The organism is Streptomyces sp. H39-S7 (genome assembly GCF_027158205.1).
Lineage (GTDB): Bacteria > Actinomycetota > Actinomycetes > Streptomycetales > Streptomycetaceae > Actinacidiphila.
In genome coordinates this window covers 1-25,753 of sequence record NZ_JAPVLU010000082.1, presented here as the reverse complement: position 1 = coordinate 25,753, position 25,753 = coordinate 1, and the positions used below count along the sequence as shown (strand labels likewise).

Here is a 25,753-nt window from a genome sequence, read left to right as displayed (position 1 = left end):
CGGCCGCGCCGGCGTCACGGGTGGTGGGGCCCGGTGCGAGAGGCGGCGTCGGCCCTCGCGTCGGGCTCCTCGGTCAGGGGTGCGGCTTCAGCCGTTGCGGCGCAGGGCCTCGGAGAGCCGTCCCGCGGCGTCGATGACGGCCTGGGCGTGCATCCGGCCCGGGTGCCGGGTCAGCCGCTCGATCGGCCCCGAGACCGAGACGGCGGCGACCACCCGGTTCGAGGGCCCGCGCACCGGCGCGGAGACCGAGGCGACGCCCGGCTCCCGCTCGCCGATGGACTGGGCCCAGCCGCGGCGGCGCACCCCGGACAGCGCGGTGGCGGTGAAGCGGGCGCCCTGGAGGCCGCGGTGCAGCCGCTCCGGCTCTTCCCAGGCCATCAGGACCTGGGCGGCGGAGCCGGCCTTCATCGGCAGCGTCGAGCCGACCGGCACGGTGTCCCGCAGACCGGACAGCCGTTCCGCGGCGGCCACGCAGATCCGCATGTCGCCCTGGCGCCGGTAGAGCTGCGCGCTCTCGCCGGTCACGTCCCGCAGGTGGGTGAGGACCGGGCCCGCCGTGGCCAGCAGCCGGTCCTCGCCCGCCGCGGCGGCGAGCTCGGAGAGCCGGGGGCCCAGGATGAAGCGGCCCTGCATGTCACGGGCGACCAGCCGGTGGTGTTCGAGAGCGACCGCGAGGCGGTGCGCGGTGGGGCGGGCGAGACCCGTGGCTCCGACGAGCCCGGCCAGGGTGGCCGGGCCGGACTCCAGCGCGCTGAGCACCAGAGCCGCCTTGTCGAGAACGCCGACGCCGCTAGAGTTGTCCATGAGACGATATTCGCGTCTCACACTGTGAAACGCAAGTTCAATTTTCCGGCCGAGCCGTCAGGCTGGGGGACACGGCAGGGACGCCGTCCGGAACGAGGGGATCGGACGACCCCCACATCAGACGAGTTGGCCGGCAGCGACGCCGGTCGGAGGGACAGCGATGGGTAGGACACTCGCGGAAAAGGTCTGGGACGACCATGTCGTCCGGCGCGCCGAGGGCGAGCCCGACCTTCTCTACATCGATCTGCACCTGCTGCACGAGGTGACCAGTCCCCAGGCCTTCGACGGTCTGCGGTTGAACGGGCGCCAGGTGCGGCGGACCGATCTCACCATCGCCACCGAGGACCACAACACCCCGACTCTCGACATCGACAAGCCGATCGCGGACCCGGTCTCCCGCACCCAGCTGGAGACGCTGCGCAAGAACTGCGCGGAGTTCGGCGTGCGGCTGCACCCGCTGGGCGACGTCGAGCAGGGTGTCGTCCACGTGGTGGGGCCGCAGCTGGGCCTGACCCAGCCCGGCACCACTGTGGTGTGCGGCGACAGCCACACGTCCACGCACGGCGCCTTCGGCGCGCTCGCGTTCGGTATCGGCACCAGTCAGGTCGAGCACGTGCTGGCCACCCAGACCCTGCCGCTGGCCCGCCCCAAGACGATGGCGATCACCGTCGACGGCGAACTGCCCGCCGACGTGACCGCCAAGGACCTGATCCTCGCCGTCATCGCGAAGATCGGCACCGGCGGCGGCCAGGGCTATGTCATCGAGTACCGCGGCCCGGCCATCGAGAAGCTGTCGATGGAAGCCCGGATGACCGTCTGCAACATGTCGATCGAGGCGGGCGCGCGGGCCGGCATGATCGCCCCCGACCGCACCACGTTCGACTACCTGCAGGGCCGTGACCACGCCCCCACGGGTGCCGACTGGGACGCCGCCGTCGAGTACTGGCAGACCCTGCGCACCGACGACGACGCGGTCTTCGACCACGAGGTCCGCATCGACGGCACCTCACTGGCCCCGTTCGTCACCTGGGGCACCAACCCCGCCCAGGGCGCACCGCTCAGCGCCTCGGTGCCGGACCCGGCCTCGTACGACGACCCCAGCGACCGCCTGGCCGCCGAGAAGGCCCTGGAGTACATGGGACTTCACGCGGGCCAGCCGCTGCGCGAGGTCAAGGTCGACACCGTCTTCGTCGGCTCCTGCACCAACGGCCGGATCGAGGACCTGCGGGCCGCGGCGTCCATCGTCGAGGGCCGCCAGGTGGCCGACGGCGTCCGCATGCTGGTCGTCCCCGGCTCGGTCCGGGTCGCCCTGCAGGCCATCGCCGAGGGGCTGGACAAGGTCTTCACGGCCTCCGGCGCCGAATGGCGGCATGCCGGTTGCTCGATGTGCCTGGGCATGAACCCCGACCAACTCGCCCCTGGTGAGCGCTCCGCGTCCACCTCCAACCGCAACTTCGAAGGACGGCAGGGCAAGGGCGGCCGTACCCACCTGGTATCGCCGCAGGTCGCCGCCGCGACGGCAGTGCTCGGGCACCTCGCTTCGCCCGCGGACCTGATCGACTCCGACGCCCGTACCGCTGTGGAGGCCTGATAACGATGGAAGCTTTCACCACACACACCGGCCGGGCCGTCCCGCTGCGCCGCGGCAACGTCGACACCGACCAGATCATCCCGGCCCACTGGCTGAAGAAGGTCACCCGCAACGGCTTCGAGGACGGGCTTTTCGAGGCCTGGCGCAAGGACGAGACGTTCGTCCTGAACCAGCCCGAGCGCGTCGGGGCGACCGTTCTGCTGGCCGGCCCCGACTTCGGCACCGGCTCGTCCCGCGAGCACGCCGTGTGGGCGCTGCAGAACTACGGCTTCAAAGCCGTGGTCTCGTCCCGCTTCGCGGACATCTTCCGGGGCAACTCGCTCAAGAACGGCCTGCTCACGGTCGTGCTGCCGCAGGAGACCGTCGAGCGGCTGTGGAAGCTGACCGAGGCCGACCCGACCGCCGAGGTCACGGTCGACCTGGTCGCCCGCGAGGTGCGCGCGGAAGGCATCACCGCGCCCTTCGAACTGGACGACAACGCCCGCTGGCGCCTGCTGGAAGGGCTGGACGACATCAGCCTGACCCTCGCCAACGAGGCGGACATCACCACCTATGAGCGCTCCCGCCCGGCACACAAGCCGAGCACTGTGCAGGTCTGACCGTCCCCCAGGGGGATCCGGCCCGATTTCGAAGCGCCTTCCGCCGTCCGCGGAGGGCGCTTCGGCATGCCCGCACCACCGTATTGGCCCTGTCGTGCGAGACATTGGCCCTGTCACGCGCGACAACTCACCGCAGATGGCACAATCGGTACATGGAACGCGATGGCCAACTCGAGCTCTACGGGGTCCTCGCCGCCCGGCTGAAGGAGGCGCACGCTCGCGTCGCGAATCTCCAACTACCCGATGACACAAGGCTGGAGTTGAACCGGAAACTCCTCGCCGTGACCGCCGCGGCCAAACATGATCTCGCGGGTGCGGCACGGCGTCTGGACGTGTTCCTGCGGGAGCTCGACCAGGGCGGATTTCTTGATCGAGGAACTGCCTGAGAGCCGAGTTCGTTGCGGCACAAGGGTGATTCGCCCGTTTCGTATTTGATTTGCGGTATATATCCGCCTAACGTGCGAAAAAGCCCGTACTCATTCGCCGGGCAAGTTTCCGAAGGGGAAGACGTGAACAAGGCGCAGCTCGTAGAAGCGATTGCCGACAAGGTAGGTGGCCGCCAGGCCGCCGCGGACGCGGTTGACGCGGTTCTCGACGCGATCGTCCGCGCGGTCGTCTCCGGCGACCGGGTTTCGGTCACCGGATTCGGTTCGTTCGAGAAGGTCGACCGTCCCGCCCGCTATGCCCGCAACCCCCAGACCGGGGAGCGGGTCCGGGTCAAGAAGACCTCGGTGCCGCGCTTCCGCGCGGGTCAGGGCTTCAAGGACCTGGTCAGCGGCTCCAAGAAGCTCCCGAAGAACGACGTCGCGGTGAAGAAGGCTCCCAAGGGGAGCCTGAGTGGCGGGGCTTCCACCCGTACCACCGCCAAGGCCGCGGCCAAGAAGGCCACCGCCAAGAAGGCGACCGCGGCGAAGAAGGCCGTGACCGCCAAGAAGACCGCTCCCGCCAAGAAGACGACCACCGCCAAGAAGGCGTCTCCGGCGAAGAAGACCACCACGGCGGCCGCCAAGAAGGCGACCCCGGCCAAGAAGGCCGCCACCGCCAAGAAGGCCGCGGCCAAGAAGTCCGCCCCGGCCAAGAAGGCCACGGCGAAGAAGGCACCGGCCAAGAAGAGTGCCGCGCGAAAGACCGCTGCGAAGCGGACTGCGACCAAGTAGTCACCACCCGCAGGTCGCGCCGGGCCGGGCTCCCCGACAGGGGGCCCGGCCCGCGCCGTCTCCGGGCCGTCTACGCCTTGGGGGCGTGGGGGTCCGCGAACGTCTGCAGCGTCAGGAAGACCACCCGGCGGTCGTCGCCGTCGCCCTCGGTGCGGATCCGCACCCGCTGGCCGGGCCGCAGCAGCCGCAGGCCCCCCGCGTCGAAGGCCGCGGCGTCGAACGGCAGCGGAGTCCCGTCGTCCAGCAGCACGCTGCCGGCTCGTGTCCCGGGGTCGTATGTGTACGCGGTGGCCTGCATGACCGGAAGCCTAGTGAATGCGGCCGCCACCAGGACACCGTGTGCGCCGACGGTCGCTCGTGGCAGCGCGCAGGGCACCGCTCAGTCGGGGATGAGCAGCCCGGCGGCGACGTCCGCGGTCCGCGGACCGACGCCCATGGCCAGGGCCACCCGCAGGTCGGCGGGGGTGTCGACGTCCTGGCGCACGGAGTCCACCCCGCGCAGCGTGATCTCCCGGGCGCCGGACGCCCGGTGCCGGGCCCGGGAGGCGCCGCCGAACGCCGGCGCCAGGTCGTGGCCCGGCGGCGCGGTGAGCAACGTGGTGCCGATCGCCGCCGCGTCGGCCAGGAAGGCCCTCCCTGAAGCCCTCGCGGCGGCGTTGAGCACCGCGGACAGCTCCAGGGGCCGCAGCGCCGGGAGATCGGCGTTCAGGGCCGCCAGAGCCGCATCGGGGGTGGCGGACCGGATGAGGTGCGCGCCGTGGGCGAGCGCGGCGTTGAGTCCGGCCGCCGGGTCGTCCGGCACGACCCGGGCCCCCAGAGCCGCCAGTTCCGCCGCCGCCACCGGATCGTCCGTGACGACGGTGACGCTCCTCACCTGCGCGCAGGCCAGCACGGCGGCCACGGTGTCCTGGGCGTACGCCAGCGCCAGCCCCGGCCGCACGGTCCCCGCGGCCGGCGCCAACCGGCTCTTGGCCATGGCAAGCGGCTTCAGCGGCACGACCAGGGACCACATGACGGGTACGGACACCGACCCATTGTGCGGGGCCCCACCGGCCCGGCTGCCAGGGCCCCGCCCCCGGATATCGCCCGAACCCCAGGGGCGCGCCCTTCGGCTCGGTCGGCCTGGCGTTACGGTGTGCGTACCGGCGACACTTGTGCGGCTGCACTGGTGCAGCCCCCGCGCAATGAGGAGGAAGCTCTGGTGTCCCGCCGCAGAATCGGCTTCTGGTACCGGCTCGCTGCCGCCATCGCGAAACCGCCGCTTCTTGTCTTCTTCAAGCGGGATTGGCGCGGAATGGAGCACATTCCGGCCGACGGTGGATTCATCACCGCCGTCAACCACAACTCATTCCTCGACCCGCTGTCGTACGGACATTTCCAGTACAACACCGGACGCGTTCCGCGGCTGCTCGCGAAGGCCGGACTCTTCAAGATCTTCTTTGTCGGCACGATGCTGCGCGGAACCGGTCAGATTCCGGTCTACCGGGAGTCCACGGACGCCGCCAACGCGTTCCGCGCCGCCGTCGACGCGATCAACTCCGGCGAATGCGTCGCCTTCTATCCGGAAGGCACGCTCACCCGCGACCCCGACCAGTGGCCGATGATCGGCAAAACCGGTGCCGCCCGGGTGGCACTGCTCACCGAAGCGCCGGTGATCCCGGTCGCGCAATGGGGCGCCAACGAGGCGATGCCGCCGTACGCGAAGGAGAACAAGTTCTCCCTCTTCCCCCGCAAGACCCTGCGGGTCGTGGCGGGACCGCCCGTCGACCTGTCGCGGTTCTACGGGCAGGAGCCGACCGTCGAGGTGCTGCGCGAGGTCACCGACGTGATCATGATGGAGATCACCGAGCTCCTCGCCGAGCTGCGCGGGGAGGCCGCGCCCGACGCGCTCTACGACCCGCGCAAGGCCGCCCGCGCCCGCCGGGCGGACAAGGCCGAGCAGGCCGCCAGGGCCCGGCTCATGACGCGGAAGCCCGCACCGCGGCCCGTGAAGAACCCGACGGACCAGCAGGAGGAGGCGTAAGTGTCAACGCGCTGCGCGGTGTACGGAACAGGCTCCTGGGGCACCGCGTTCGCGATGGTGCTCGCCGACGCCGGATGTGACGTCTCGCTGTGGGGCCGCCGGCCGGAGCTGGTCGAGGCGGTCAACGCCACCCACATGAACCCGGACTACCTGCCGGGAATCGCGCTGCCCGAATCCGTGCGGGCCACCACCGACCCGGCCGAGGCCGCGAGCGGCGCCGAGTTCGTCGTCCTGGCCATCCCGTCGCAGACGCTGCGCGGCAACCTCGCCGAGTGGGCGCCGCTGCTGCGCCCCGACGCGGTCCTGGTCAGCCTGATGAAGGGTGTCGAACTCGGCACAGCCAAGCTGATGAGTGAGGTCGTCGAAGAGGTCGCCAAGGCGGGACCCGAGCGCGTCGCCGTGCTCTCCGGCCCCAACCTGGCCAAGGAGATCGCCGCCCGGCAGCCCGCCGCCTCCGTGGTCGCCTGCCGTGACGAGTCGGTCGCCCAGCGGTTCCAGGCCGCGTGCCACACCGCCTACTTCCGCCCTTACACGATCACCGACGTGGTCGGCTGCGAACTCGGCGGAGCGGTCAAGAACGTCATCGCGCTCGCGGTCGGGATCGCCGACGGCATGGGCCTCGGCGACAACACCAAGGCCTCGCTGATCACCCGCGGACTGGCCGAGACGACGCGGCTGGGCCTGGCGATGGGGGCCGACGCGCACACCTTCGCGGGACTGGCGGGCATGGGCGACCTGGTCGCCACGTGCTCCTCGCCGCTCTCCCGCAACCACACCTTCGGCACCAACCTCGGCCGCGGCATGTCGCTCGCGGAGACCATCGCGGTCACCCGGCAGACTGCCGAGGGTGTGAAGTCCTGCGAGTCGGTGGCCGATCTGGGGCGCAGGCACGGTGTCGACATGCCGATCACGGACACCGTGGTGGACATCGTGCACAACGGAAAGCCGCCGGTCGTGGCCGTCAAGGAGCTGATGTCCCGCTCCGCGAAATCCGAGCGGTAGGGTCAACGAACCATGAGCAATCTGCCTTCTTCCCAGACCTCTGACCAGCCGGGGCGCAAGCCCCGGGTAGCGCTCGTCTTCGGCGGGCGCAGCTCCGAGCACGGGGTCTCGGTGGTCACCGCGGCCAGCGTGCTGCGGGCCATCGACCGGTCGAAGTACGACGTCCTTCCCATCGGGATCACGGCGGACGGCCGCTGGGCGCTGACCAGCGACGACCCGGACCGGATGGCGATCACCGACCGCCGGATGCCGACCGTCGAGCAGGTCACCGACCACGACGGCACCGTCGTGCTCCCGGTCGACCCGGCCAACCGCGAGGTCGTCTACAGCGAACCGGGGCTGGTGCCCAAGGCGCTCGGCGACGTCGACGTCGTCTTCCCCGTGCTGCACGGCCCCTACGGCGAGGACGGCACCCTGCAGGGCCTGCTGGAGCTGTCCGGCGTGCCCTACGTGGGCGCCGGCGTCCTCGCCTCTGCCGTCGGCATGGACAAGGAGTACATGAAGCGGGTCTTCATCTCCTTCGGCCTGCCGGTCGGCCCGTACCTGGTGATCCGGCCGCGCGAGTGGGAGAACGATCAGGAGGCCGCCCGCCGCGGTGTCGTGGAGTTCGCCGCGGACCACGGCTGGCCGCTCTTCGTCAAGCCCGCCCGCGCGGGCTCGTCGATGGGCATCAGCAAGGTCGAGGACGCGTCCGGTCTCGACGAGGCGATCGAGGAGGCCCGGCGGCACGACCCGAAGGTCATCATCGAGTCGCTGCTGCGCGGCCGGGAGATCGAGTGCGGCGTCCTGGAGTTCGAGGACGGCCCGCGCGCCAGCCTCCCCGCCGAGATCCCGCCGGTCACCGCCCACGACTTCTACGACTTCGAGGCCAAGTACATCGACTCGGCCGAGGGCATCGTCCCGGCGCCGCTCACCGTCGAGCAGACCGCCGAGGTGCAGCGGCTCGCCGTCGCGGCCTTCGACTCGGTCTCCTGCGAGGGCCTGGTCCGCGCGGACTTCTTCCTGCTCGACAGCGGAGAGTTCGTCATCAACGAGATCAACACGATGCCGGGCTTCACGCCGATCTCCATGTACCCGCGGATGTGGCAGGAGAGCGGGGTCGACTACCCGGAGCTGGTGGACCGGCTGATCCAGGCCGCCCTGCGGCGCCGGACCGGGCTGCGGTAGCTACAACTCGTTCGGGATCGTCTTCTTGACGGCGCCGGCGAGGTCGGTCAGCGGACCGACGTCGCCGGCGTACTTCTTGGGGAGGGTCACCTCGACATACGCCCGGCGCAGCGTCGTGGTGAGCTTGAAGCCGCCGTCGCCCTGGGGCTGGATCAGCCAGCCGACGCCGTCCACCTCCACCGAGTCCGCGCTGGAATCGCTCATCTCCGCCGGCCTCGGCACCCCGCAGCGCAGCACGATCGCCGGATTTCCCCACCCTGCGGTGAAGTCGGACGCGGGCCTGAGATCATGCACGCCGAGTCCATTGACCGAGTGCGGCAGATCCCGGTGCAGCGCACGGCAGTAGACGGCGGCTTGCGCGTCCGGAGCCGGTACGGGCGTCTCGTCGGCCGGACCCGCTGCGGACACGAAGACCGCCGCCGCGGACAAGCACGCGACGGCGGCAACGGAAATCAGCGCGAACCGGCGAAAAGCTATCACCGGACGAGCATAGTCGGGGGCTACAGATGGACGACGGGACAGGTCAGGGTACGGGTGATCCCGTCCACCTGCTGTACCTTCGCGACCACCATGCGGCCCAGGTCGTCGACCGTGTCTGCCTGGGCCCGGACGATGACGTCGTAGGGACCGGTGACATCTTCGGCCTGAATGACGCCGGAGATCTTCGCAATCGTCTCCGCTACTGCCGAGGCCTTCCCAACCTCGGTCTGGATCAGGATGTACGCCTGTACCACGGAACCTCCAGGGCGGCTTCGAGGATCATGTGGGGCTGCAAGGATCATGTGGGAGGGGGACGCCACGTTATCGCGTCGCCGCACGGCGCGGGGAGACCCGCGCGGCACCGAGCACTCGCTTTGAGCGGAATCTCCAGGGGAACCACGACGTGAAAGGGACAAACAGATGAAGGGGACCGTGGGCGAGTTGGGGGAGTTCGGGTTGATCAGGGAGTTGACCTCCCGGCTCACGACCACTCCCAATGTACGCCTGGGGCCCGGGGACGACGCGGCGGTGGTGGCCGCGCCGGACCGCCGGGTGGTCGCCACCACCGACGTGCTGCTCGAAGGGCGGCACTTCCGGCGCGACTGGTCCACCGCCTACGACGTGGGCCGCAAGGCCGCGGCGCAGAACCTCGCGGACATCGCCGCGATGGGCGCGGTGCCCACCGCGGTCCTGCTGGCGCTGGTCGTCCCCGCGGAGCTGCCGGCCACCTGGCCGATCGAGCTGATGGACGGCATCCGCGACGAGTGCCAGGTGGCGGGCGCCGCCGTGGTCGGCGGTGACGTGGTGCGCGGGGACACGATCACGGTCGCGATCACCGCGCTCGGCGACCTCCGCAACCGCGAGCCCGTCACCCGCTCCGGCGCCCGGCCCGGCGACGTCATCGCGGTCACCGGCTGGCTGGGCTGGTCGGCGGCCGGCCTCGCGGTGCTCTCCCGCGGCTTCCGCTCGCCGCGCGCGTTCGTCGAGGCGCACCGGCGGCCCGAGCCGCCGTACCACGCGGGCCCCGCCGCGGCCGAGCTCGGCGCGACCGCGATGACGGACGTCAGCGACGGACTGGTGGCCGACCTCGGGCACATCGCCACGGCGAGCGGGGTGGTGATCGACCTGAAGTCCGCGGACATCGACGTGCCCGCCCAGATGTCCGACATCGGCCAGGCGGTCGGCGTGGATCCGCTGCACTGGGTGCTGACCGGGGGGGAGGACCACGCGATCGTCGCGGCCTTCCCGCCCGACGTGAAGCTCCCGGCCCGCTGGCGGGTGATCGGCGAGGTGCTCAAGGCGTCCGGCCTCCCGCACGTCACCGTGGACGGCGCGGCCTGGGACAAGGCCGGCGGCTGGGACCACTTCGGCGACTCCTCGGCCCAGGGCGCCGGGGACTAGGTTCGACGTCATGCGTACCTCCCCGCCCCGCGTGCTGACCGTCGCCGGATCCGATTCCGGCGGCGGCGCGGGCATCCAGGCCGACCTGAAGACGATGCTGGCGCTCGGCGTGCACGGCATGAGCGTGGTGACGGCGGTGACCGCGCAGAACTCGCTGGGCGTCCAGGGCGCCTGGGAACTGCCCGTGGCCGCCGTTCGCGCGCAGTTCCGCAGCGTCGTCGACGACATCGGCGTCCAGGCCGTCAAGACCGGCATGCTCTCCTCGGCCGCTATCGCCTCCGAGGTGGCCGCCCTGCTGGCGGACGTGGGCGTCCCCGTGGTCGTCGACCCGGTCGGCATCTCCAAGCACGGGGATTCCCTGCTGACGGCCGGGGCCCTGGACGCCGTACGCACCGAACTGCTGCCGGTGGCCACCGTCGCCACCCCGAACCTGGACGAGGTCACCCAGCTGACGGGTGTCGTCGTGGACGGCGAGGCGGCGATGCGCGGGGCCGCGGAAGCGGTACTGGCGCTGGGGCCGCGCTGGGCCCTGATCAAGGGCGGTCATCTCGACGGCGACGCCGCGGACCTGCTCTTCGACGGCTCGCGGGAGTACTGGTTCCGCACCGCGCGGCGCGACAACCGGCACACCCACGGCACCGGCTGCACGCTGGCGAGCGCCATCGCCTCGTACCTGGCCCTGGGCCTGGAGGTGCCGGAGGCGGTCGGCGCCGCGAAGGAGTACATCACCGGCGCCATCGAGGCAGGGTTCCTGCTGGGTGGCGGGATCGGACCGGTCGACCATGCCTGGCGGTGGCGTCAGGACTCTTGAGCGCGGGCCCTTCCCGGCTGCGAACGTCCCGGCCGGGAACGCAAGAAAACCGGCCCACCCTGAGGTGGACCGGCTTCGAGTAGCCGCAAGGCTGCGCTGCTACGACGTGTACGCGTCAGCGCGAGACCTTGCCGGCCTTGATGCACGAGGTGCAGACATTGAGGCGCTTCGGCGTCCGACCGACCACAGCACGCACCCGCTGAATGTTGGGATTCCAACGGCGGGGAGTACGGCGGTGCGAGTGGGAAATAGCGTTGCCGAAGCCCGGCCCCTTGCCGCAGACGTCGCAGTTGGCAGCCACGGGTCACTCCAAAGACTTCGAGATGCACTTACAGTGAAAAGCCCGGGAGATTCCCGGACAACCGGAGCAGCATACAACGGCCACTCCCGGACAACGAAATTACCACGGCCGCGGGGTCCGCCGTCCCGGGGCGACTGCCGCCGTGACCGTTGTCACGACTACTCTCACCTGCAGCAGTCTCCGCTTCCGGTGACCCGCAGGAGGACTTGGTGCCGCACACGCTCGACGCTTCCGCGGTGCGCGCCTGGTGCCGACTGGCCCTCGAGTCGCTGGGACGGGCCCGCGAGGAGATCGACGCGATCAACGTGTACCCGGTCGCCGACGGGGACACCGGCACCAATCTGTACCTCACGATGGAATCCGCCGCCCAGTCCGTCGAGGCCGTCTTCGTCGGGCACGCCGCCTCCGGCCACGCCCCCGACCTCGCCCAGGCCTTCCGTGCCATGTCCCACGGCGCCCTGATAGGCGCCCGCGGCAACTCCGGCACGATCCTCGCGCAGCTGCTGCGCGGCATGGCGGAAGCGCTCACGGACGATCCGGCGAGTGCTGCCGAGGCCGGGGGCCCGGACGCCGCGGGACTGCTGCGCCGGGCGCTGCGCCGGGCCGCCGGATCCGCCTACCTGGCCGTCGCCCACCCCGTCGAGGGCACGATGCTCACCGTCGCCACCGAGGCGGCCACCGCCGCGGAGCGCGACGCCGGCGGCCTGGTGTCCGTCGCCAGAGCCGCCCACCAGGGCGCGCGCGTCGCGCTCACCGCCACCACCGGCCAGCTCGCCGTGCTGGGCAGGGCCGGCGTCGTGGACGCGGGCGGCCGGGGCCTGGTGGCCGTGCTGGGCTCGCTCGCCGACGCGCTCTCCGGCGAGGTGCCGATGGGGCCGCTCGCCGATCACGCGCCCGCCGTCCCGTACGGCTGCCGCGACGAGGACGGCTCGGACCCGCACGCCGTGCCCGGCGGCCCGTCCTTCGAAGTGATCTACCTGCTGGAGGCCGCCGACACCGCCCTGCCCGCGCTGCGCGCACGACTGGACGCCCTGGGGGACTCCCTGGTCGTCGTCGGCGGTGACGGCCTGTGGAACGTCCACGTCCACGTGGACGACGCGGGCTCCGCCATCGAGGCCGGTATCGAGGCGGGCCGCCCCTACCGGATCCGCGTCACCCACTTCGGCGACCAGACCCGGCGGCGGCCCGATCCGGACGCCCACGTGGTGCTCGATCCGGTTTCCCGCCACCACGAGGGCGCCGGGGAGGTCGCGGGTCCACCGGAGCGGGTGCGGCGCGCCGTCGTGGCCGTCGTCCGGGGCGACGGACTGGCCGAGCTCTGCGCGCAGGCCGGCGCGACCGTCGTGGCCGTCCGCCCCGGCGACCCGCCCGCCAGCGGCGAGATCGCGGCCGCGATCCGCCGTGCGAACGCCCGCGAGGTGGTGCTGCTGCCGAACGACGTGGAGCTGCGGCACGCCGCGGGCGCCGCAGCCGACCGGGCCCGCGGCGACGGCGTCCGGGTCGCCCTGATCCCCACCCGATCCGCGGTGCAGGGGATCGCGGCGCTCGCCGTCCACGAGCCCGCCCGGCGCTTCGACGAGGACGTCGTCGCCATGACCTCGGCGGCCGGCGCCACCCGCTACGCGGAACTGGCCGTCGCCGAGCACCAGTCGTGGACCATGGCCGGCATCTGCCAGGCGGGCGACGTCCTCGGGCTGATCGACGGAGACGTCGCGGTCATCGGCGGCAACCTCGTCGAGACCGGCACGATCGTCCTCGACCGCATGCTGGCCGCGGGCGGCGAGCTCGTCACCCTCGTCCTCGGCGCCACCGCCCCGCCCGACCTCGCCGACCGCATCCAGGCCCACGTCCAGGCCGGCCACATCGCGGTGGACACCGTGGTCTACCAGGGCGGCCACCAGACCGGCCCCCTCCTCATCGGCGTCGAATAGCGCCCTGCCCCGCAGGGGCGCCCCCCAGGGCCCACCGGGCCGCTCCCAGGGCCCGCCGCGGGCGGCTCCCCGCGCCGGGCCCCGCGCTGTCACCGGCGTGCGCAAAGATGGACCCGATGTCTGCCCTCGACGAACCCCTGAAGAAGTCGGTCGGCGGCCGCACGGCCACCGTGCTCGCCGACCACCTCGACCTGCACACCGTCGGCGACCTGCTGCACCACTACCCGCGCCGGTACGCCGAGCGCGGAGAGCTGACGCGGCTGGCCGACCTCCCGCTCGACGAGCACGTCACCGTCGTCGCGGAGATCGCCAAGGCCGACAAGAGGACCTACAACGGCGGCACCGGCGTCCGCCTGGAGGTCGTCGTCACCGACGGCAGCGGCTCGCTGACCCTGGTGTTCTTCAGCAAGGCGGCGCACGCGCACGCCCACCGGCTGATCCCCGGCCGCCGGGGGATGTTCTCCGGCAAGGTCTCGGTCTTCAACCGCACCCGCCAGCTCGCGCACCCGGACTACCAGTTGCTGGACGCGGAGGACGCCAGGGGCGGGGAGCCGGACGTGGCGGCCGCGTTCGCCAACCAGCAGATCCCGCTCTACCCCGCGTGCAAGCAGATCAGCTCCTGGCAGATCGCGCAGTCCGTCCAGACGGTCCTCGACTCGATGCGGGGCGTCAGCTGGGCGGGCGTCGGCGAACCGCTGCCGGCCGCGCTGCGCGAGGCACGCGGCCTGGCGCCGCTCTCCGAAGCGCTGGAGAAGATCCACCGGCCGCGCACCAAGGCCGACATCGCCGAGGCGCGGGAGCGCCTGAAGTGGGACGAGGCGTACGTCCTGCAAGTGGCGCTGGCGCGGCGCAGGGCCGCCGACTCCGCCCTGCCCGCCACCCCGCGGGTGCCGCACGCCGACGGGCTGATGACCACGTTCGACACCCGGCTGCCGTTCACGCTCACCGAGGGCCAGCAGAAGGTCTCGGCCGAGATCTTCGCCGACCTGGCGACCGAGCACCCCATGCACCGCCTCCTCCAGGGCGAGGTCGGCTCCGGCAAGACCCTGGTCGCGCTGCGCGCCATGCTCGCCGTCGTCGACTCCGGCGGCCAGGCCGCGATGCTCGCCCCCACCGAAGTGCTCGCCCAGCAGCACCACCGGTCGATCACCGAGATGATGGGCGACCTGGCCGGCGGCGGGATGCTCGGCGGCGCCGAGAACGCCACCAAGATCGTGCTGCTCACCGGCTCGATGGGGGTGCCCGCCCGCCGCAAGGCGCTGCTCGACCTCGTCAGCGGGGACGCCGGGATCGTGATCGGCACGCACGCGCTGATCGAGGACAAGGTGAAGTTCCACGACCTGGGCCTCGTCGTGGTCGACGAGCAGCACCGCTTCGGCGTCGAGCAGCGCGACGCGCTGCGCGCCAAGTCCGCCAAGCCCCCGCACCTGCTGGTGATGACCGCGACCCCGATCCCGCGCACGGTCGCGATGACCGTCTTCGGCGACCTGGAGACGTCCGTCCTGGACGAGCTGCCGGCCGGCCGCTCACCGATCGCCACCCATGTCGTCCCGGCCGCGGACAAGCCGCACTTCCTGTCCCGCGCCTGGGAGCGGGTGCGGGAGGAGGTGTCGAACGGCCACCAGGCGTACGTGGTCTGCCCCCGCATCGGCGACGAGGAGGACGGCAAGAAGAAGCCGGACGACGCGGAGCGCCGCCCCCCGCGGGCCGTCCTGGACATCGCGGAGCAGCTCGCCGCCGGGCCGCTGGCCGGGCTGCGGGTCGAGGTGCTGCACGGCAGGATGCCGCCGGACGCCAAGGACGACGTGATGCGCCGGTTCGCCGCCGGCCAGGTCGACGTGCTGGTGGCGACCACGGTCATCGAGGTCGGGGTGAACGTGCCGAACTCCACCGTCATGGTGATCATGGACGCCGACCGCTTCGGCGTCTCCCAGCTCCACCAGCTGCGCGGCCGCGTCGGCCGGGGCGCCGCCCCCGGCCTCTGCCTGCTCGTCTCCGAGGCGCACGAGGCGAGTCCCGCCCGGCAGCGCCTCTCCGCGGTCGCGGCGACCCTGGACGGCTTCGAGCTGTCCCGCATCGACCTGGAGCAGCGCCGCGAGGGTGACGTCCTCGGCCAGGCGCAGTCCGGCACCCGCTCGTCGCTGCGCATGCTGACCGTCATCGACGACGAGGAGGTCATCGCCGCCGCCCGCGACGAGGCCACCGCGCTGGTCGCCGCGGACCCCGGGCTGACCGACCACCCGGACCTGCGCAGCGCCCTGGAGAGCCTGGTCGACGCGGACCGCGAGGAGTATCTCGACAAGGGCTGAGGCACGGGCCGAACAGCCTTGCTGAGCAGGTGAATTGTCAGACCCCCCTGAGAGAATGGACGTAGTCCAAGTCGATGGACGTCGTTGGATAATTGGGGGCAAAAGCATGTCGTTCCGTCATCTCAACGAACTGCCGCTCGGCGACAAGGTCTTCCGGATCGAGCTCGCCAGCGACGACGACACCAACGTCTCTCTCACCCTCTCCGGATGGAGTGAGGACGACCCCGACACCCTCCTCGCCTCAGGCGACCTGCGGCTGCCCATGGCGGACGTGCCGGCCCTGCGGATCGCGCTCAACCGGGCGCTGCGCGCCCTCGCGCTCGTCGCCGACGTATCGGAGCCCATCCCCGACCGTGACGTGCTCCGGGAGCTGTTCCCCGGCCACGGCGCCCCCTGGGTGCCGCAGCACGAGGAGGAGCTGCTGCGGCGGTTCCACGACAGTGAGACCATCGCCCGGATAGCCGCCCGCTTCGGGCGGACCCCGGACTCGGTCCGCACCAAGCTGCGGGAGCTGGGGCACGACCCGCGGCGCCCGGAGTTCTGCCCGCCCGACGGCTGCCTGTCCTGGTCCCGGTACGCGTCCACCGCGCTGGTGGGGGCGGTGGAGGAGCCCGGCAGGGAGTGACTCCGTATCGTGGGGGAGCGGCGCCGGACAGCGCCGTTCCCCCACGATGTCGAGGACGTGAAGGACGAGATGACCCGCGTGATCGCCGGAGCCGCCGGTGGCCGCCGGCTGGCCGTGCCCCCGGGCAACGGGACCCGCCCCACGTCGGACCGCGCCAAGGAAGGCATGTTCTCCACCTGGGAGGCGCTGCGCGGCACGCTGACCGGGGCCAGGCTGCTGGACCTGTACGGCGGCTCGGGGGCGATCGGCCTGGAGGCGCTGTCCCGCGGGGCCGAACACGTCCTGCTGGTCGAGTCCGATCCGGTCGCGGCCCGCACCATCCGGGAGAACGTGCGGATGATCGGGTTGCCCGGCGCCGAGGTGCGGGCCGGCCGGGCCGAGCAGGTCGTCGCCGGCCCGGCGCCCGCGACACCGTTCGACATGGCGTTCCTGGACCCGCCGTACGAGATGGGCGACGGCGAACTGCGGGAGATCCTGCTCACACTCCGCATGCAGGGGTGGCTGGATGACGACGCGATCGTCACCGTGGAACGGCGCACCCGTGGCGGAGTCTCCCCCTGGCCCGACGGCTTCGAGGCAGTAAGGGCCCGCCGCTACGGCGAGGCGACACTTTGGTACGGTCGCGCCGCCGAAGTTACCGCCGAGTCATGAACGGCCCGGAGAGCGAGGAGTCTCAGTTGCGTCGCGCAGTCTGTCCGGGGTCTTTCGACCCCATCACCAATGGACATCTCGACATCATCGCCCGCGCCTCCCGGCTCTACGACACCGTGTACGTCGCGGTGATGATCAACCAGTCCAAGCAGGGCCTGTTCTCGGTCGAGGAGCGCATCGACCTCATCAGGGAAGTCACCGCGGACTTCGGGAACGTGCAGGTCGAGTCGTTCCACGGGCTGCTCGTCGACTTCTGCAAGGAACGCGAGATCCCGGCGATCGTCAAGGGTCTGCGCGCGGTCAGCGACTTCGACTACGAGCTGCAGATGGCTCAGATGAACATCGGTCTCTCCGGGGTCGAGACGCTCTTCGTGCCCACCAACCCCACCTACAGCTTTCTCTCCTCCAGTCTCGTCAAGGAGGTGGCCCAATGGGGCGGCGACATCTCCCACTTGGTGCCGCCGACGATCCTGGCGGCTCTCAACGACCGGCTCGGGCAGCGCTAGAGTCTCCATGTCCCGTCCGGACCCGGCCGGGCCCCGCTGAGGAAAGACTGACGCCCGTGGACGTGCAGAAGAAGCTCGACGAGATCGTCGCGGCCATCGAAGGCGCGCGGTCCATGCCGATGTCCGCCTCGTGCGTGGTCAACCGCGCCGAGCTGCTGAGCAGGCTCGAAGAGGTGCGCTCCGCGCTCCCCGATTCGCTGTCGCAGGCCGAGGCGCTGCTGGGCGGCCGCGAGCAGATGGTCGAGGAAGCCCGGCTCGAGGCGAACCGGATCATCGAGTCGGCCCACGCCGAGCGCGGCTCGATGATCTCGGACACCCAGATCGCCCGCCAGTCGCAGGACGAGGCGGAGCGCATCGTGGCCGAGGCCCGCCGCGAGGCGGAGGAGATCCGCGCCGAGGCCGACGACTACGTGGACAGCAAGCTGGCCAACTTCGAGGTCGTGCTCACCAAGACCATCGGCTCCGTCGACCGCGGCCGCGAGAAGCTGCTCGGCCAGGGCCCGGGACTGGACGAGCAGGGTTACGAGGACGCGGACGCCCCCGAGCGCAGCGCCGACCCGGAAACGCTGCGGCGCCGGGCCGACGAGTACGTGGACACCAAGCTCGGCGCCTTCGAGGCGGTGCTCTCCAAGACCCTGGAGGCCGTCGGCCGCGGCCGGCTCAAGCTGACCGGCCACAGCGTCGCCGACGAGCTGGGCGCCCACATGGCGGCCCAGGACGCCGCGGACGCGGCGGGCGGCCACCAGACCGACGCGGAGTTCATGGCGGGCCTGGCGGCCCCGGTCCCCGAGCAGGCCCAGCAGACGGACTACTCGTACGACGCGACGCCGGCCACCCCGGACTACGGGTACCAGCAGGACTACGGCCAGCAGGCCGCCTACTCCGACCCGTACGCCGCCCAGCAGCAGCAGGGATACCCGGAGCAGGCCGGCTACGGCGGCTACCAGCAGGACTACGGGCAGCAGACGTACGCCGACCCGCAGGGCCAGTACCAGCAGCAGCCGTACGCCGAGCAGCAGCACCAGCCGCAGCACCACCCCCAGCACCAGGCCGCGGCCCTGGACGAGACCAGCCTCTTCGACACCGGCATGATCGACCTGAACCGGCTGCGGGAGCTGGAGCAGGGGCGCTGAACGCACTGGTCACAGGGTTGCTCAGGGACAGAGGGGTGGGCGAGTTGGGTCCTGCCCGCACGTCCAGTATCCTGACCATTCCAGCCGTGTAAATCACCGGCTCTTCGGGCTGCCCACCCTCCGGGGTGAGGGCATGCCGTACCGATGAAAGAGGAAGCCCTGAAAACCCCCCGTCTCGACCACCGCGAGCCTCTCGTGTTCGACACGCACGAGCTGGGTCGTCGTCCTGGTTCGATGCGGAAGGTCTCCCGTTCGGTGCCGGCACCCAAGGATCTCGGTATCGAGGTCATCGGGGTGCCCGAAGGCACGGCAGTACAGCTGGAGCTCCGACTGGAGTCGGTCATGGAAGGGGTACTTGTCACAGGTACCGTCCGTGCGCCGCTCTCGGGAGAGTGCGTAAGGTGTCTGGAGCCGTTCGAGCGCAAGCTCGACGCGGACTTCCAAGAGATGTACTCCTACCCCGACGCCGACACCCGGACCGCCCGCAAGGACGAAGCCGGTGACGACGCGGAGGAGGAGGACGTTCTCTTCCTCGAGGACGACCTGTTCGATCTCGAACCCGCGCTGCGGGACGCGGTGGTGCTCGCACTGCCGCTGCAGCCGGTGTGCCAGGAAGACTGCCCGGGTCTGTGCTCCGATTGCGGAGAGCGGCTCGCGGACGACCCGGACCACCACCATGAGGTCGCCGACATCCGGTGGGCGGCCCTGCAGGAATTCAAGAAGAGCGGTGCCGACCAGGGCGCCGACGAGAACCAGGAGAAGTAGCCGTGGCTGTTCCGAAGCGGAAGATGTCGCGCAGCAACACGCGCCACCGCCGTGCGCAGTGGAAGGCTGTTGCCGTGAGCCTGGTGGCGTGCGAGAGCTGCCACCAGCCGAAGCAGAGCCACATCGCGTGCCCGAGCTGCGGCACGTACAACCGTCGTCAGGTCCTCGAGGTCTGATCGGCGGGTGACAGGCTTCATGTCAGACGCCAAATCGCCGAAGCAGGCGCCGGCGGACACAGCCTGGTCTCACACGCTTCTGGAAGGGCGGCTCGGGTACTCACTCGAGCCCGCCCTTCTGGTGCGTGCGCTGACCCATCGTTCGTTCGCGTACGAGAACGGCGGTCTGCCCACCAACGAGCGGCTGGAGTTCCTCGGGGACTCCGTGCTCGGCCTGGTGGTCACGGACACGCTGTACCGCACCCACCCCGACCTGCCCGAAGGCCAGCTGGCCAAGTTGCGGGCCGCGGTGGTCAACTCTCGTGCGCTGGCGGAAGTGAGTCGTGACCTCGAACTGGGCGGATTCATCCGGCTGGGTCGGGGTGAGGAAGGCACCGGCGGCCGGGACAAGGCTTCGATCCTCGCGGACACCCTCGAGGCGGTCATCGGCGCGGTCTATCTGGACCAGGGTCTGGATGCCGCGTCCGAGTTCGTGCACCGCCTCTTCGATCCGCTGATCGAGAAGTCGTCCAACCTCGGGGCAGGCCTGGACTGGAAGACCAGTCTCCAGGAGCTGACCGCGAGCGAGGGCCTGGGTGTGCCCGAGTACGTGGTCACCGAGTCGGGTCCCGACCATGAGAAGACCTTCACGGCTGCCGCCCGCGTCGGTGGTGTCGAGTACGGCGCCGGCACCGGCCGCAGCAAGAAGGAAGCAGAACAGCAGGCGGCCGAGGCCGCCTGGCGCGCGATCCGCGAGTCCGCCTCGGCGGCGAGCTAGGGCCTGTCCGGCGGATCACGGGCGGACCAGGCGTCGTCTGGTGCGACGGATCGCAAGGCGCCGGAATACCCGAATACCGGGTTGTATTCGGGTATTCCGGCAACGCAGGGAGTCGCCGTTCCAGGCGGCGAAGGGGCCGGTTGTGATCCGCCGGACAGGCCCTGTCGCACACCCGTCAGAACGAGCCCACCGACGATCAGTCGGTGGGCTCGACGCGTAACCGGAGGAGTGGCGTTGCCCGAGCTGCCTGAGGTCGAAGTGGTCCGCATCGGTCTGGAGCGCTGGGTCACCGGGCGCACCGTCGCGGACGCGGAGGTGCTGCACCCGCGCGCCGTCCGCCGGCACCTGGCGGGCGGCGAGGACTTCGCCGACCGGCTGTCCGGTGCGCTGATCGGCCCGGCCCGCCGCCGGGGCAAGTACCTGTGGCTGCCGCTCGACGGCACGACCGCGCTGCTCGGACACCTCGGGATGAGCGGCCAGCTGCTGGTCCAGCCGCACGCGGCCCCCGACGAGACCCATCTGCGGATCCGGATCCGGTTCGACGACGCGCTCGGCACCGAGTTGCGCTTCGTCGACCAGCGCACCTTCGGCGGCCTGTCGCTCCACGACACCGTGCCGGGCAGCCCGCTGGCGCTGCCGGTACCGCTCGCGCACATCGCGCCGGACCCGCTGGAGGACGCCTTTGACGAGGAGGTCTTCCATGCCGCGCTGCGCCGCCGCCGGACCACCATCAAGCGCGCCCTGCTCGACCAGTCGCTGATCAGCGGGGTCGGCAACATCTACGCGGACGAGGCGCTGTGGCGCTCCCGGCTGCACTACGAGCGGCCCACCGCGACGATGACCCGGCCCAGGACGGCCGAGCTGGTGACGCACATCCGCGAGGTGATGAGCGACGCGCTGGCGGCCGGCGGCACGAGCTTCGACAGCCTGTACGTCAACGTCAACGGGGAATCCGGCTACTTCGACCGGTCGCTGGACGCGTACGGGCGGGAGAACGAGCCCTGCCGCCGCTGCGGCACGCCCATGCGCCGCCGCCCCTGGATGAACCGCTCCAGCTATTTCTGCCCGCGCTGCCAGCGCCCGCCGGTCATCGGCCGATAGGTCGTCAGCGCGCTACGGGCGCCGCGTGCTGCGCGTCGTAGGCCTCCCGTGCGGCCAGCACCTCGGGCATCCGGCCCTCGACCAGGTGGATCAGGTCGAGCAGCCGGCGGGTGGTCTCCCGGCCCAGCTCGGTGAGGCGGTAGTCGACGCGCGGTGGGTTGGTGGTCTGCGCCTCGCGGTGCACCAGGCCGTCGCGCTCCAGGGCGTGCAGCGTCTGGGAGAGCATCTTCTCGCTCACCCCGTCGACCCGGCGGCGCAGCTCGTTGAAGCGCACGGTGTCCTCGCCGAGCGCGCCGAGCGTCAGGCTGCCCCAGCGGCCGGTGACGTGCTCCAGCGTGCCGCGGGAGGGGCAGTCGCGCTCGAAGACGCTGAACGGGAGCCGTGCGTCGTCCTGAGGGCAGCACGTACCGGTACCGGTGGTCATGCTTCCGAGCGTACTCCTGGGTTGCGCTGGACCAGGGGTTGCGCTTTCGGAAAGTCAGCGCTCTCTCGTGCTCGGCCGGTGCTCTGTCGGTGCTCCTAGAAGCCGAAGTCCTGCGTCCACCAGGGGCCGCCCGCCGCGAAGTGGACGCCTATGCCGAGAGTCTTGTAGTCGCAGTTCAGGATGTTGGCGCGGTGGCCCTCGCTGTTCATCCACGCGGTCATCACGGCCTCCGCGTCGGCCTGGCCGCGGGCGATGTTCTCCCCGCCCAGGTTGCTGACGCCGGTCGCCTTGGCCCGGTCCCAGGGAGTCTTGCCGTCCGGGTCGGTGTGGTCGAAGAAGTCCCGGATCGACATGTCCTCGCTGAACGCCTGGGCGAGCTTGGCCAGCGACGCGTCCGCGGTCACGGGGGCGCAGCCGACCTTGGCACGTTCGGCGTTCACCAGCTTCAGCACCGCGGCCTGTGCCGTGACGGCGTTGCCGCCCTGGGTCGGTGTCGGGGTCGCGGTGCGGGTCGGTGTCGGGGCGGGGGTGGTGGGCCGGGGGGTGACCGGCTTCCGGGTGGGTGTCACCTTCGGCGCCGGGGTGGTGCTGGGTGCGGCGGCCGAGGTGGGCGGCGTCGTCCTCGGGGTGCCGCCGCGGCTCGTGGAGGGGCTGCTCGGCAGGGAGGTGCGGCCGGTGTTCCGGGGGGAGGGGGAGGCGCTGTCCGGCAGTGGCGCGCCGGTCGAGCCGTCCGGCACGGTGCGCGTCCCTCCGGGGGTGCCCCCCTGGGCGGCGACGCCGCCCTGTGCTCCGTTCAAGGACGGCAGCAGACCGGACGACATCGCGACGGCGCCCACGGCCAGAGCGGCGGACGACGCCAGGAGGCCGGTGCGAACGGCGCTGTGGCGTCGCCGCGGGCCCCGGTGGCCCCGACGGTCCCGGGTCGGAGCGACGGCCTCGGTGGCATTGCGGCTGTGGCGGCCCATGTATCGCTGTCCTCATCGTCGCGGATTAACCCGAACGGGTGAGTCCTGTTGCGCGCCGACTGTAGCGAATGACGCACGTGGCCGGAGTGAAGCGTGGGCAACTGACGGGATAACGTGCGCACATGAATGAAAATGTCCGGCTTACGGCCTGGGTGCGCGGGCGCGTCCAGGGCGTCGGCTTCCGCTGGTGGACCCGGGCCAACGCGATGCGGATCGGCGGGTTGGCCGGCTACGCCGGGAATCTGGCCGACGGCCGGGTGCAGGTCGTGGCCGAGGGGGACCGCGCCCAGTGCGAACACCTGCTCGACTGGCTGGCCACGGGGGACACGCCCGGCCGGGTCGACGGCGTCACCGAGATCTGGGGACGGCCGCGCGGCGGCTATGACGGCTTCGAGATCCGCTGAGAGTCACGCCCCGCGTACGTGCCGTGGGCATTCGCCTACGGCAAGTACTCACCAGACAGTTGCCATATCCGGAGTGTCGTGCAAGGCTGCCGACATCGAGGATGATCTCGACGCCCCACGGGCAGCCGCCGGCGCTCTTCCGCCGTGTTTTCTGAGGCTGGCCCGACGGCTGGGCTGTGATCGTGTTGACCGTCTACCTATTTGGTGAGACGCTGGAAGCCCCGCGCATCGTAGCCGTAATGCAACCTTAGCGGCGGCTTCGGCGCACCGCGCGGGTGCACATTCCCCTCACCCACGACCCTACCGCTCCCGGTCGGTCACTCAGCGTGGAGGACCATCAATCATGGCAAAGGCGCTTCTCGGTTATGTCGGCGGCCCCGACCCGCGACTCCTCGCCGAGATGCGAAGGCTTCAGCAGCGTGTTCAGGATCTGGAATCCGAGCTGGTTCGGATGCAGACCGAGAACGACGCGCTGACTGTGGCGTCGCACGAAGAGTCGCTGCTCAGCAACATCGATGTATCACGCGCGGAGCCCGTGCTCGCCTGATCCGGCCCATCACCGGACGGGTGCCACGGCACCGCCACAGCATGGTGCAAGGGGCGCTTCGGCGTCCCTTCGTCGTTCCGCCTTCATTTCCCGGCCCCCCGACGATCACTGTTGTCATCGTCTGATGTGCCCTGCACCTTCCCCGGTGAAACCGAACGCGGAAGGTAGAGTCCGACGGCGTGCACCTCAAGAGCCTCACGCTGCGTGGATTCAAATCCTTCGCCTCGGCGACGACGCTGCGCTTCGAGCCCGGCATCACGTGTGTCGTGGGCCCCAACGGGTCCGGCAAGTCCAATGTGGTGGACGCGCTCTCCTGGGTCATGGGGGAGCAGGGGGCCAAGTCGCTGCGCGGCGGCAAGATGGAGGATGTCATCTTCGCCGGCACCACGGGGCGCCCGCCCCTGGGCCGCGCCGAGGTGTCCCTGACGATCGACAACTCCGACGGTGTGCTGCCCATCGAGTACGCCGAGGTCACCATCACGCGGATCATGTTCCGCAACGGCGGCAGCGAGTACCAGATCAACGGCGACACCTGCCGGCTGCTCGACATCCAGGAACTGCTCTCCGACTCCGGCATCGGCCGCGAGATGCACGTCATCGTCGGCCAGGGCCAGCTCGACTCCGTCCTCCACGCCGACCCGATGGGCCGCCGCGCCTTCATCGAGGAGGCGGCCGGGGTGCTCAAGCACCGCAAGCGCAAGGAGAAGGCGCTGCGGAAGCTGGACGCGATGCAGGCCAACCTGGCACGCGTGCAGGACCTGACGAACGAACTGCGGCGGCAGCTCAAGCCGCTGGGGCGGCAGGCGCAGGTCGCCCGGCGGGCCGCCGTCATCCAGGCCGACCTGCGCGACGCCCGGCTGCGGCTGCTCGCCGACGATCTGGTCACCCTGCGCGAGGCGCTGAGCGCCGAGGTCGCCGACGAGGCGTCGCTCAAGGAGCGGCGGGACGCGGTGGAACGGGACCTGGCCGCCGCGCTGCGCCGCGAAACCGCCCTTGAGGAGCAGGTCAGGGACCTCGCGCCGCGTCTGGCCGACGCACAGGCCACCTGGTACGGCCTCTCCCAGCTCGCCGAACGGGTGCGCGGCACGATCGGACTGGCCGAGCAGCGGGTACGGCACGCCACCGGTCAGCCCGCCGAGGAGCGGCGCGGCCGGGAGCCGGAGGACATGGAACGTGAGGCGGCCCGCATCCGCGAGCAGGAGGCCGAACTGACCGAGGCCCTCGACGCCGCGCGGCGGGCGCTGGACGACACCGTCGGCCACCGCGCCGCCCTGGAACAGGAGCTCGCGGCCGAGGAGCATCGGCTGCGGTCCGCGGCGCGGGCGATCGCGGACCGCCGGGAGGGGCTGGCGCGGCTGCAGGGCCAGGTCAACGCGGCACGCGGCCGGGCCGGCTCCGCCGAGGCGGAGATCGGCCGGCTCGCCACCGCCCGCGACGAGGCGCGCGCCCGCGCCGAGTCCGCGCAGGAGGAGTACGAGGAGCTCAGGGAACGGGTCGACGGCCTGGAGGCGGACGACTCGGAACTGGAGGAGCAGCTCGCGGCCGCGACCCGTGAGCGGGCGGCGGCCGAGGAGGCGTTCTCGGGCGTCCGCGACGCGGCCACCGCGGCCGAGCGCGAGCGCGCAGCCCTCACCGCCCGGCGCGACGCGCTGGCGCTCGGCCTGCGCCGCAAGGACGGCACCGGCGCACTGCTGGCCGCGGGCGACCGGCTCACCGGCCTGCTCGGCCCCGCCGCTGACCTGCTCACCGTGGCCCCGGGCTTCGAGATCCCCGTCGCCGCCGCCCTCGGTGCCGCGGCCGACGCCGTCGCCGTGTCGGGTCCTTCGGCCGCCGCCGACGCACTGCGGCTGCTGCGCAAGGACGACGCCGGCCGTGCGGCCCTGGTGCTGGCGGACGGCACAGCGTCCGGGGAGCCCGGGGAGTGGCCCGGCGCTTCCGGCGGCGGCCCGGCCGCCCGCCACCCGGCCGACGGCCCCCGGTCGGCGACGCTGCCGCAGGCCGCGGTGGCCGCCCACGTGCCGCACGCGCGCGCCGCGACCGCCCCGCTGCCCGAGGGGGCGCGGCAGGCGGCCGGGCTGGTCGGCGGGCGCGCCGCACTGCTCCCCGCCGAGCACCGCCTCCAG

30 protein-coding genes are annotated in these 25,753 nt (G+C 71.5%); 22 read left to right on the top strand and 8 right to left on the bottom strand.

The window, feature by feature from the left end:
* Positions 1-87: 87 nt before the first annotated feature.
* Entirely contained in the window at positions 88-804 is a 717-nt protein-coding gene (ndgR, locus tag O3X23_RS40995) for an IclR family transcriptional regulator NdgR (RefSeq protein ID WP_138356489.1), read from the bottom strand.
* Between the two features lie 160 nt (positions 805-964).
* Between ndgR and leuC the strand changes: the two genes are divergently transcribed.
* The 4 genes from leuC (at position 965) to O3X23_RS40975 (ending at position 4,151) form a co-directional block, all read left to right on the top strand.
* A complete protein-coding gene (leuC, locus tag O3X23_RS40990; RefSeq protein ID WP_269279451.1) occupies positions 965-2,395 on the top strand; it encodes a 3-isopropylmalate dehydratase large subunit in 1,431 nt (476 codons plus the stop codon).
* Between the two features lie 5 nt (positions 2,396-2,400).
* Positions 2,401-2,994, top strand: coding sequence for a 3-isopropylmalate dehydratase small subunit (gene leuD / locus O3X23_RS40985; protein ID WP_269279448.1), 594 nt, complete (start codon positions 2,401-2,403; stop codon positions 2,992-2,994).
* Between the two features lie 152 nt (positions 2,995-3,146).
* Entirely contained in the window at positions 3,147-3,380 is a 234-nt protein-coding gene (locus tag O3X23_RS40980) for a hypothetical protein (protein WP_269279445.1), read from the top strand.
* A gap of 123 nt (positions 3,381-3,503) precedes the next feature.
* Positions 3,504-4,151 (top strand): HU family DNA-binding protein, encoded by a 648-nt coding sequence (locus O3X23_RS40975; RefSeq protein ID WP_269279443.1) that lies wholly within the window; start codon positions 3,504-3,506, stop codon positions 4,149-4,151.
* 70 nt (positions 4,152-4,221) lie between these two features.
* Here O3X23_RS40975 and O3X23_RS40970 read toward each other — a convergent pair whose 3' ends face one another.
* Both O3X23_RS40970 and cofC read right to left on the bottom strand, forming a co-directional pair.
* The gene (locus tag O3X23_RS40970; RefSeq protein ID WP_269279440.1) at positions 4,222-4,449 is read right to left on the bottom strand and encodes a hypothetical protein; all 228 of its coding nucleotides are present in this window, start codon (positions 4,447-4,449) and stop codon (positions 4,222-4,224) included.
* Positions 4,450-4,530: 81 nt separating this feature from the next.
* Positions 4,531-5,163 carry a 2-phospho-L-lactate guanylyltransferase gene (gene cofC / locus O3X23_RS40965; RefSeq protein WP_269279457.1) on the bottom strand — a complete coding sequence of 211 codons (633 nt, stop codon included), beginning with the start codon at positions 5,161-5,163 and terminating at the stop codon, positions 4,531-4,533.
* A 189-nt stretch (positions 5,164-5,352) separates the two neighbouring features.
* On the opposite strand from cofC, the gene O3X23_RS40960 reads away from it, so the two are divergent.
* Genes O3X23_RS40960 through O3X23_RS40950 form a run of 3 tightly spaced genes read left to right on the top strand, consistent with a single transcriptional unit; the run spans position 5,353 to position 8,343 of the window.
* Complete coding sequence (locus O3X23_RS40960) at positions 5,353-6,174, top strand: lysophospholipid acyltransferase family protein (protein ID WP_269279437.1); 822 nt, start codon at positions 5,353-5,355, stop codon at positions 6,172-6,174.
* Entirely contained in the window at positions 6,175-7,176 is a 1,002-nt protein-coding gene (locus O3X23_RS40955; protein ID WP_269279435.1) for an NAD(P)H-dependent glycerol-3-phosphate dehydrogenase, read from the top strand.
* Between the two features lie 12 nt (positions 7,177-7,188).
* Positions 7,189-8,343, top strand: coding sequence for a D-alanine--D-alanine ligase family protein (locus tag O3X23_RS40950; RefSeq protein WP_269279433.1), 1,155 nt, complete (start codon positions 7,189-7,191; stop codon positions 8,341-8,343).
* On the opposite strand, the gene O3X23_RS40945 is transcribed toward O3X23_RS40950, so the two are convergent.
* Positions 8,344-8,823: a DUF3515 domain-containing protein gene (locus O3X23_RS40945; protein WP_269279430.1), complete on the bottom strand. Its 480-nt coding sequence runs from the start codon at positions 8,821-8,823 to the stop codon at positions 8,344-8,346.
* Between the two features lie 20 nt (positions 8,824-8,843).
* Positions 8,844-9,077: an Lrp/AsnC family transcriptional regulator gene (locus O3X23_RS40940; RefSeq protein ID WP_138356479.1), complete on the bottom strand. Its 234-nt coding sequence runs from the start codon at positions 9,075-9,077 to the stop codon at positions 8,844-8,846.
* Positions 9,078-9,243: 166 nt separating this feature from the next.
* Here O3X23_RS40940 and O3X23_RS40935 point away from each other — a divergent pair, with 166 nt between their 5' ends.
* Entirely contained in the window at positions 9,244-10,224 is a 981-nt protein-coding gene (locus O3X23_RS40935) for a thiamine-phosphate kinase (protein WP_269279425.1), read from the top strand.
* Between the two features lie 10 nt (positions 10,225-10,234).
* Positions 10,235-11,035, top strand: a complete 801-nt coding sequence (gene thiD, locus O3X23_RS40930; protein ID WP_269279422.1) for a bifunctional hydroxymethylpyrimidine kinase/phosphomethylpyrimidine kinase — start codon at positions 10,235-10,237, stop codon at positions 11,033-11,035.
* Between the two features lie 115 nt (positions 11,036-11,150).
* Here the strand turns inward: thiD and rpmB are convergent, their stop codons facing one another.
* Positions 11,151-11,336: a 50S ribosomal protein L28 gene (gene rpmB, locus O3X23_RS40925; protein WP_138356476.1), complete on the bottom strand. Its 186-nt coding sequence runs from the start codon at positions 11,334-11,336 to the stop codon at positions 11,151-11,153.
* Positions 11,337-11,545: 209 nt separating this feature from the next.
* Between rpmB and O3X23_RS40920 the strand changes: the two genes are divergently transcribed.
* The 10 genes from O3X23_RS40920 to mutM all read left to right on the top strand — a co-directional run bounded on the left by O3X23_RS40920 (position 11,546) and on the right by mutM (position 21,290).
* A complete protein-coding gene (locus O3X23_RS40920; protein WP_269279417.1) occupies positions 11,546-13,267 on the top strand; it encodes a DAK2 domain-containing protein in 1,722 nt (573 codons plus the stop codon).
* A 116-nt stretch (positions 13,268-13,383) separates the two neighbouring features.
* Positions 13,384-15,576 (top strand): ATP-dependent DNA helicase RecG, encoded by a 2,193-nt coding sequence (gene recG, locus O3X23_RS40915; RefSeq protein ID WP_269279414.1) that lies wholly within the window; start codon positions 13,384-13,386, stop codon positions 15,574-15,576.
* Positions 15,577-15,682: 106 nt separating this feature from the next.
* On the top strand, positions 15,683-16,201 hold the full coding sequence (locus O3X23_RS40910; RefSeq protein ID WP_269279411.1) for a hypothetical protein: 519 nt from the start codon (positions 15,683-15,685) through the stop codon (positions 16,199-16,201).
* 69 nt (positions 16,202-16,270) lie between these two features.
* Complete coding sequence (rsmD, locus tag O3X23_RS40905; protein WP_269279454.1) at positions 16,271-16,852, top strand: 16S rRNA (guanine(966)-N(2))-methyltransferase RsmD; 582 nt, start codon at positions 16,271-16,273, stop codon at positions 16,850-16,852.
* A 26-nt stretch (positions 16,853-16,878) separates the two neighbouring features.
* Positions 16,879-17,358 carry a pantetheine-phosphate adenylyltransferase gene (gene coaD / locus O3X23_RS40900; RefSeq protein ID WP_269279409.1) on the top strand — a complete coding sequence of 160 codons (480 nt, stop codon included), beginning with the start codon at positions 16,879-16,881 and terminating at the stop codon, positions 17,356-17,358.
* Between the two features lie 56 nt (positions 17,359-17,414).
* A complete protein-coding gene (locus tag O3X23_RS40895; RefSeq protein WP_269279406.1) occupies positions 17,415-18,491 on the top strand; it encodes an ATP synthase F0 subunit B in 1,077 nt (358 codons plus the stop codon).
* Positions 18,492-18,635: 144 nt separating this feature from the next.
* Positions 18,636-19,256 (top strand): YceD family protein, encoded by a 621-nt coding sequence (locus O3X23_RS40890; RefSeq protein ID WP_138356470.1) that lies wholly within the window; start codon positions 18,636-18,638, stop codon positions 19,254-19,256.
* Positions 19,257-19,258: 2 nt separating this feature from the next.
* Positions 19,259-19,432: a 50S ribosomal protein L32 gene (gene rpmF, locus O3X23_RS40885; RefSeq protein WP_138356469.1), complete on the top strand. Its 174-nt coding sequence runs from the start codon at positions 19,259-19,261 to the stop codon at positions 19,430-19,432.
* A gap of 19 nt (positions 19,433-19,451) precedes the next feature.
* Positions 19,452-20,189 (top strand): ribonuclease III, encoded by a 738-nt coding sequence (rnc, locus tag O3X23_RS40880; RefSeq protein WP_269279400.1) that lies wholly within the window; start codon positions 19,452-19,454, stop codon positions 20,187-20,189.
* Between the two features lie 234 nt (positions 20,190-20,423).
* Complete coding sequence (mutM, locus tag O3X23_RS40875) at positions 20,424-21,290, top strand: bifunctional DNA-formamidopyrimidine glycosylase/DNA-(apurinic or apyrimidinic site) lyase (protein ID WP_269279398.1); 867 nt, start codon at positions 20,424-20,426, stop codon at positions 21,288-21,290.
* A gap of 4 nt (positions 21,291-21,294) precedes the next feature.
* Here mutM and O3X23_RS40870 read toward each other — a convergent pair whose 3' ends face one another.
* Together O3X23_RS40870 and O3X23_RS40865 are read right to left on the bottom strand one after the other, a co-directional pair.
* Complete coding sequence (locus tag O3X23_RS40870) at positions 21,295-21,714, bottom strand: winged helix-turn-helix transcriptional regulator (RefSeq protein ID WP_269279394.1); 420 nt, start codon at positions 21,712-21,714, stop codon at positions 21,295-21,297.
* 95 nt (positions 21,715-21,809) lie between these two features.
* Positions 21,810-22,679 carry a CAP domain-containing protein gene (locus tag O3X23_RS40865; protein ID WP_269279391.1) on the bottom strand — a complete coding sequence of 290 codons (870 nt, stop codon included), beginning with the start codon at positions 22,677-22,679 and terminating at the stop codon, positions 21,810-21,812.
* Between the two features lie 122 nt (positions 22,680-22,801).
* Between O3X23_RS40865 and O3X23_RS40860 the strand changes: the two genes are divergently transcribed.
* The 3 genes from O3X23_RS40860 to O3X23_RS40850 form a co-directional block, all read left to right on the top strand.
* Positions 22,802-23,083 (top strand): acylphosphatase, encoded by a 282-nt coding sequence (locus tag O3X23_RS40860; RefSeq protein ID WP_269279388.1) that lies wholly within the window; start codon positions 22,802-22,804, stop codon positions 23,081-23,083.
* 343 nt (positions 23,084-23,426) lie between these two features.
* The gene (locus O3X23_RS40855; protein WP_269279385.1) at positions 23,427-23,630 is read left to right on the top strand and encodes a hypothetical protein; all 204 of its coding nucleotides are present in this window, start codon (positions 23,427-23,429) and stop codon (positions 23,628-23,630) included.
* A 179-nt stretch (positions 23,631-23,809) separates the two neighbouring features.
* Positions 23,810-25,753, top strand: a 1,944-nt coding sequence (locus tag O3X23_RS40850; RefSeq protein WP_269279382.1) for a chromosome segregation SMC family protein, incomplete at its 3' end; no start/stop codon positions are given.

Coding starts and splice junctions, on each gene's coding strand:
- ndgR (WP_138356489.1), bottom strand. CDS start 804: ATGGACAACTCTAGCGGCGTCGGCGTTCTCGACAAGGCGGCTCTGGTG.
- leuC (WP_269279451.1), top strand. CDS start 965: ATGGGTAGGACACTCGCGGAAAAGGTCTGGGACGACCATGTCGTCCGG.
- leuD (WP_269279448.1), top strand. CDS start 2,401: ATGGAAGCTTTCACCACACACACCGGCCGGGCCGTCCCGCTGCGCCGC.
- O3X23_RS40980 (WP_269279445.1), top strand. CDS start 3,147: ATGGAACGCGATGGCCAACTCGAGCTCTACGGGGTCCTCGCCGCCCGG.
- O3X23_RS40970 (WP_269279440.1), bottom strand. CDS start 4,449: ATGCAGGCCACCGCGTACACATACGACCCCGGGACACGAGCCGGCAGC.
- cofC (WP_269279457.1), bottom strand. CDS start 5,163: ATGTGGTCCCTGGTCGTGCCGCTGAAGCCGCTTGCCATGGCCAAGAGC.
- O3X23_RS40950 (WP_269279433.1), top strand. CDS start 7,189: ATGAGCAATCTGCCTTCTTCCCAGACCTCTGACCAGCCGGGGCGCAAG.
- O3X23_RS40935 (WP_269279425.1), top strand. CDS start 9,244: ATGAAGGGGACCGTGGGCGAGTTGGGGGAGTTCGGGTTGATCAGGGAG.
- thiD (WP_269279422.1), top strand. CDS start 10,235: ATGCGTACCTCCCCGCCCCGCGTGCTGACCGTCGCCGGATCCGATTCC.
- recG (WP_269279414.1), top strand. CDS start 13,384: ATGTCTGCCCTCGACGAACCCCTGAAGAAGTCGGTCGGCGGCCGCACG.
- O3X23_RS40910 (WP_269279411.1), top strand. CDS start 15,683: ATGTCGTTCCGTCATCTCAACGAACTGCCGCTCGGCGACAAGGTCTTC.
- rsmD (WP_269279454.1), top strand. CDS start 16,271: ATGACCCGCGTGATCGCCGGAGCCGCCGGTGGCCGCCGGCTGGCCGTG.
- O3X23_RS40890 (WP_138356470.1), top strand. CDS start 18,636: ATGAAAGAGGAAGCCCTGAAAACCCCCCGTCTCGACCACCGCGAGCCT.
- rnc (WP_269279400.1), top strand. CDS start 19,452: ATGTCAGACGCCAAATCGCCGAAGCAGGCGCCGGCGGACACAGCCTGG.
- O3X23_RS40870 (WP_269279394.1), bottom strand. CDS start 21,714: ATGACCACCGGTACCGGTACGTGCTGCCCTCAGGACGACGCACGGCTC.
- O3X23_RS40865 (WP_269279391.1), bottom strand. CDS start 22,679: ATGGGCCGCCACAGCCGCAATGCCACCGAGGCCGTCGCTCCGACCCGG.
- O3X23_RS40860 (WP_269279388.1), top strand. CDS start 22,802: ATGAATGAAAATGTCCGGCTTACGGCCTGGGTGCGCGGGCGCGTCCAG.
- O3X23_RS40855 (WP_269279385.1), top strand. CDS start 23,427: ATGGCAAAGGCGCTTCTCGGTTATGTCGGCGGCCCCGACCCGCGACTC.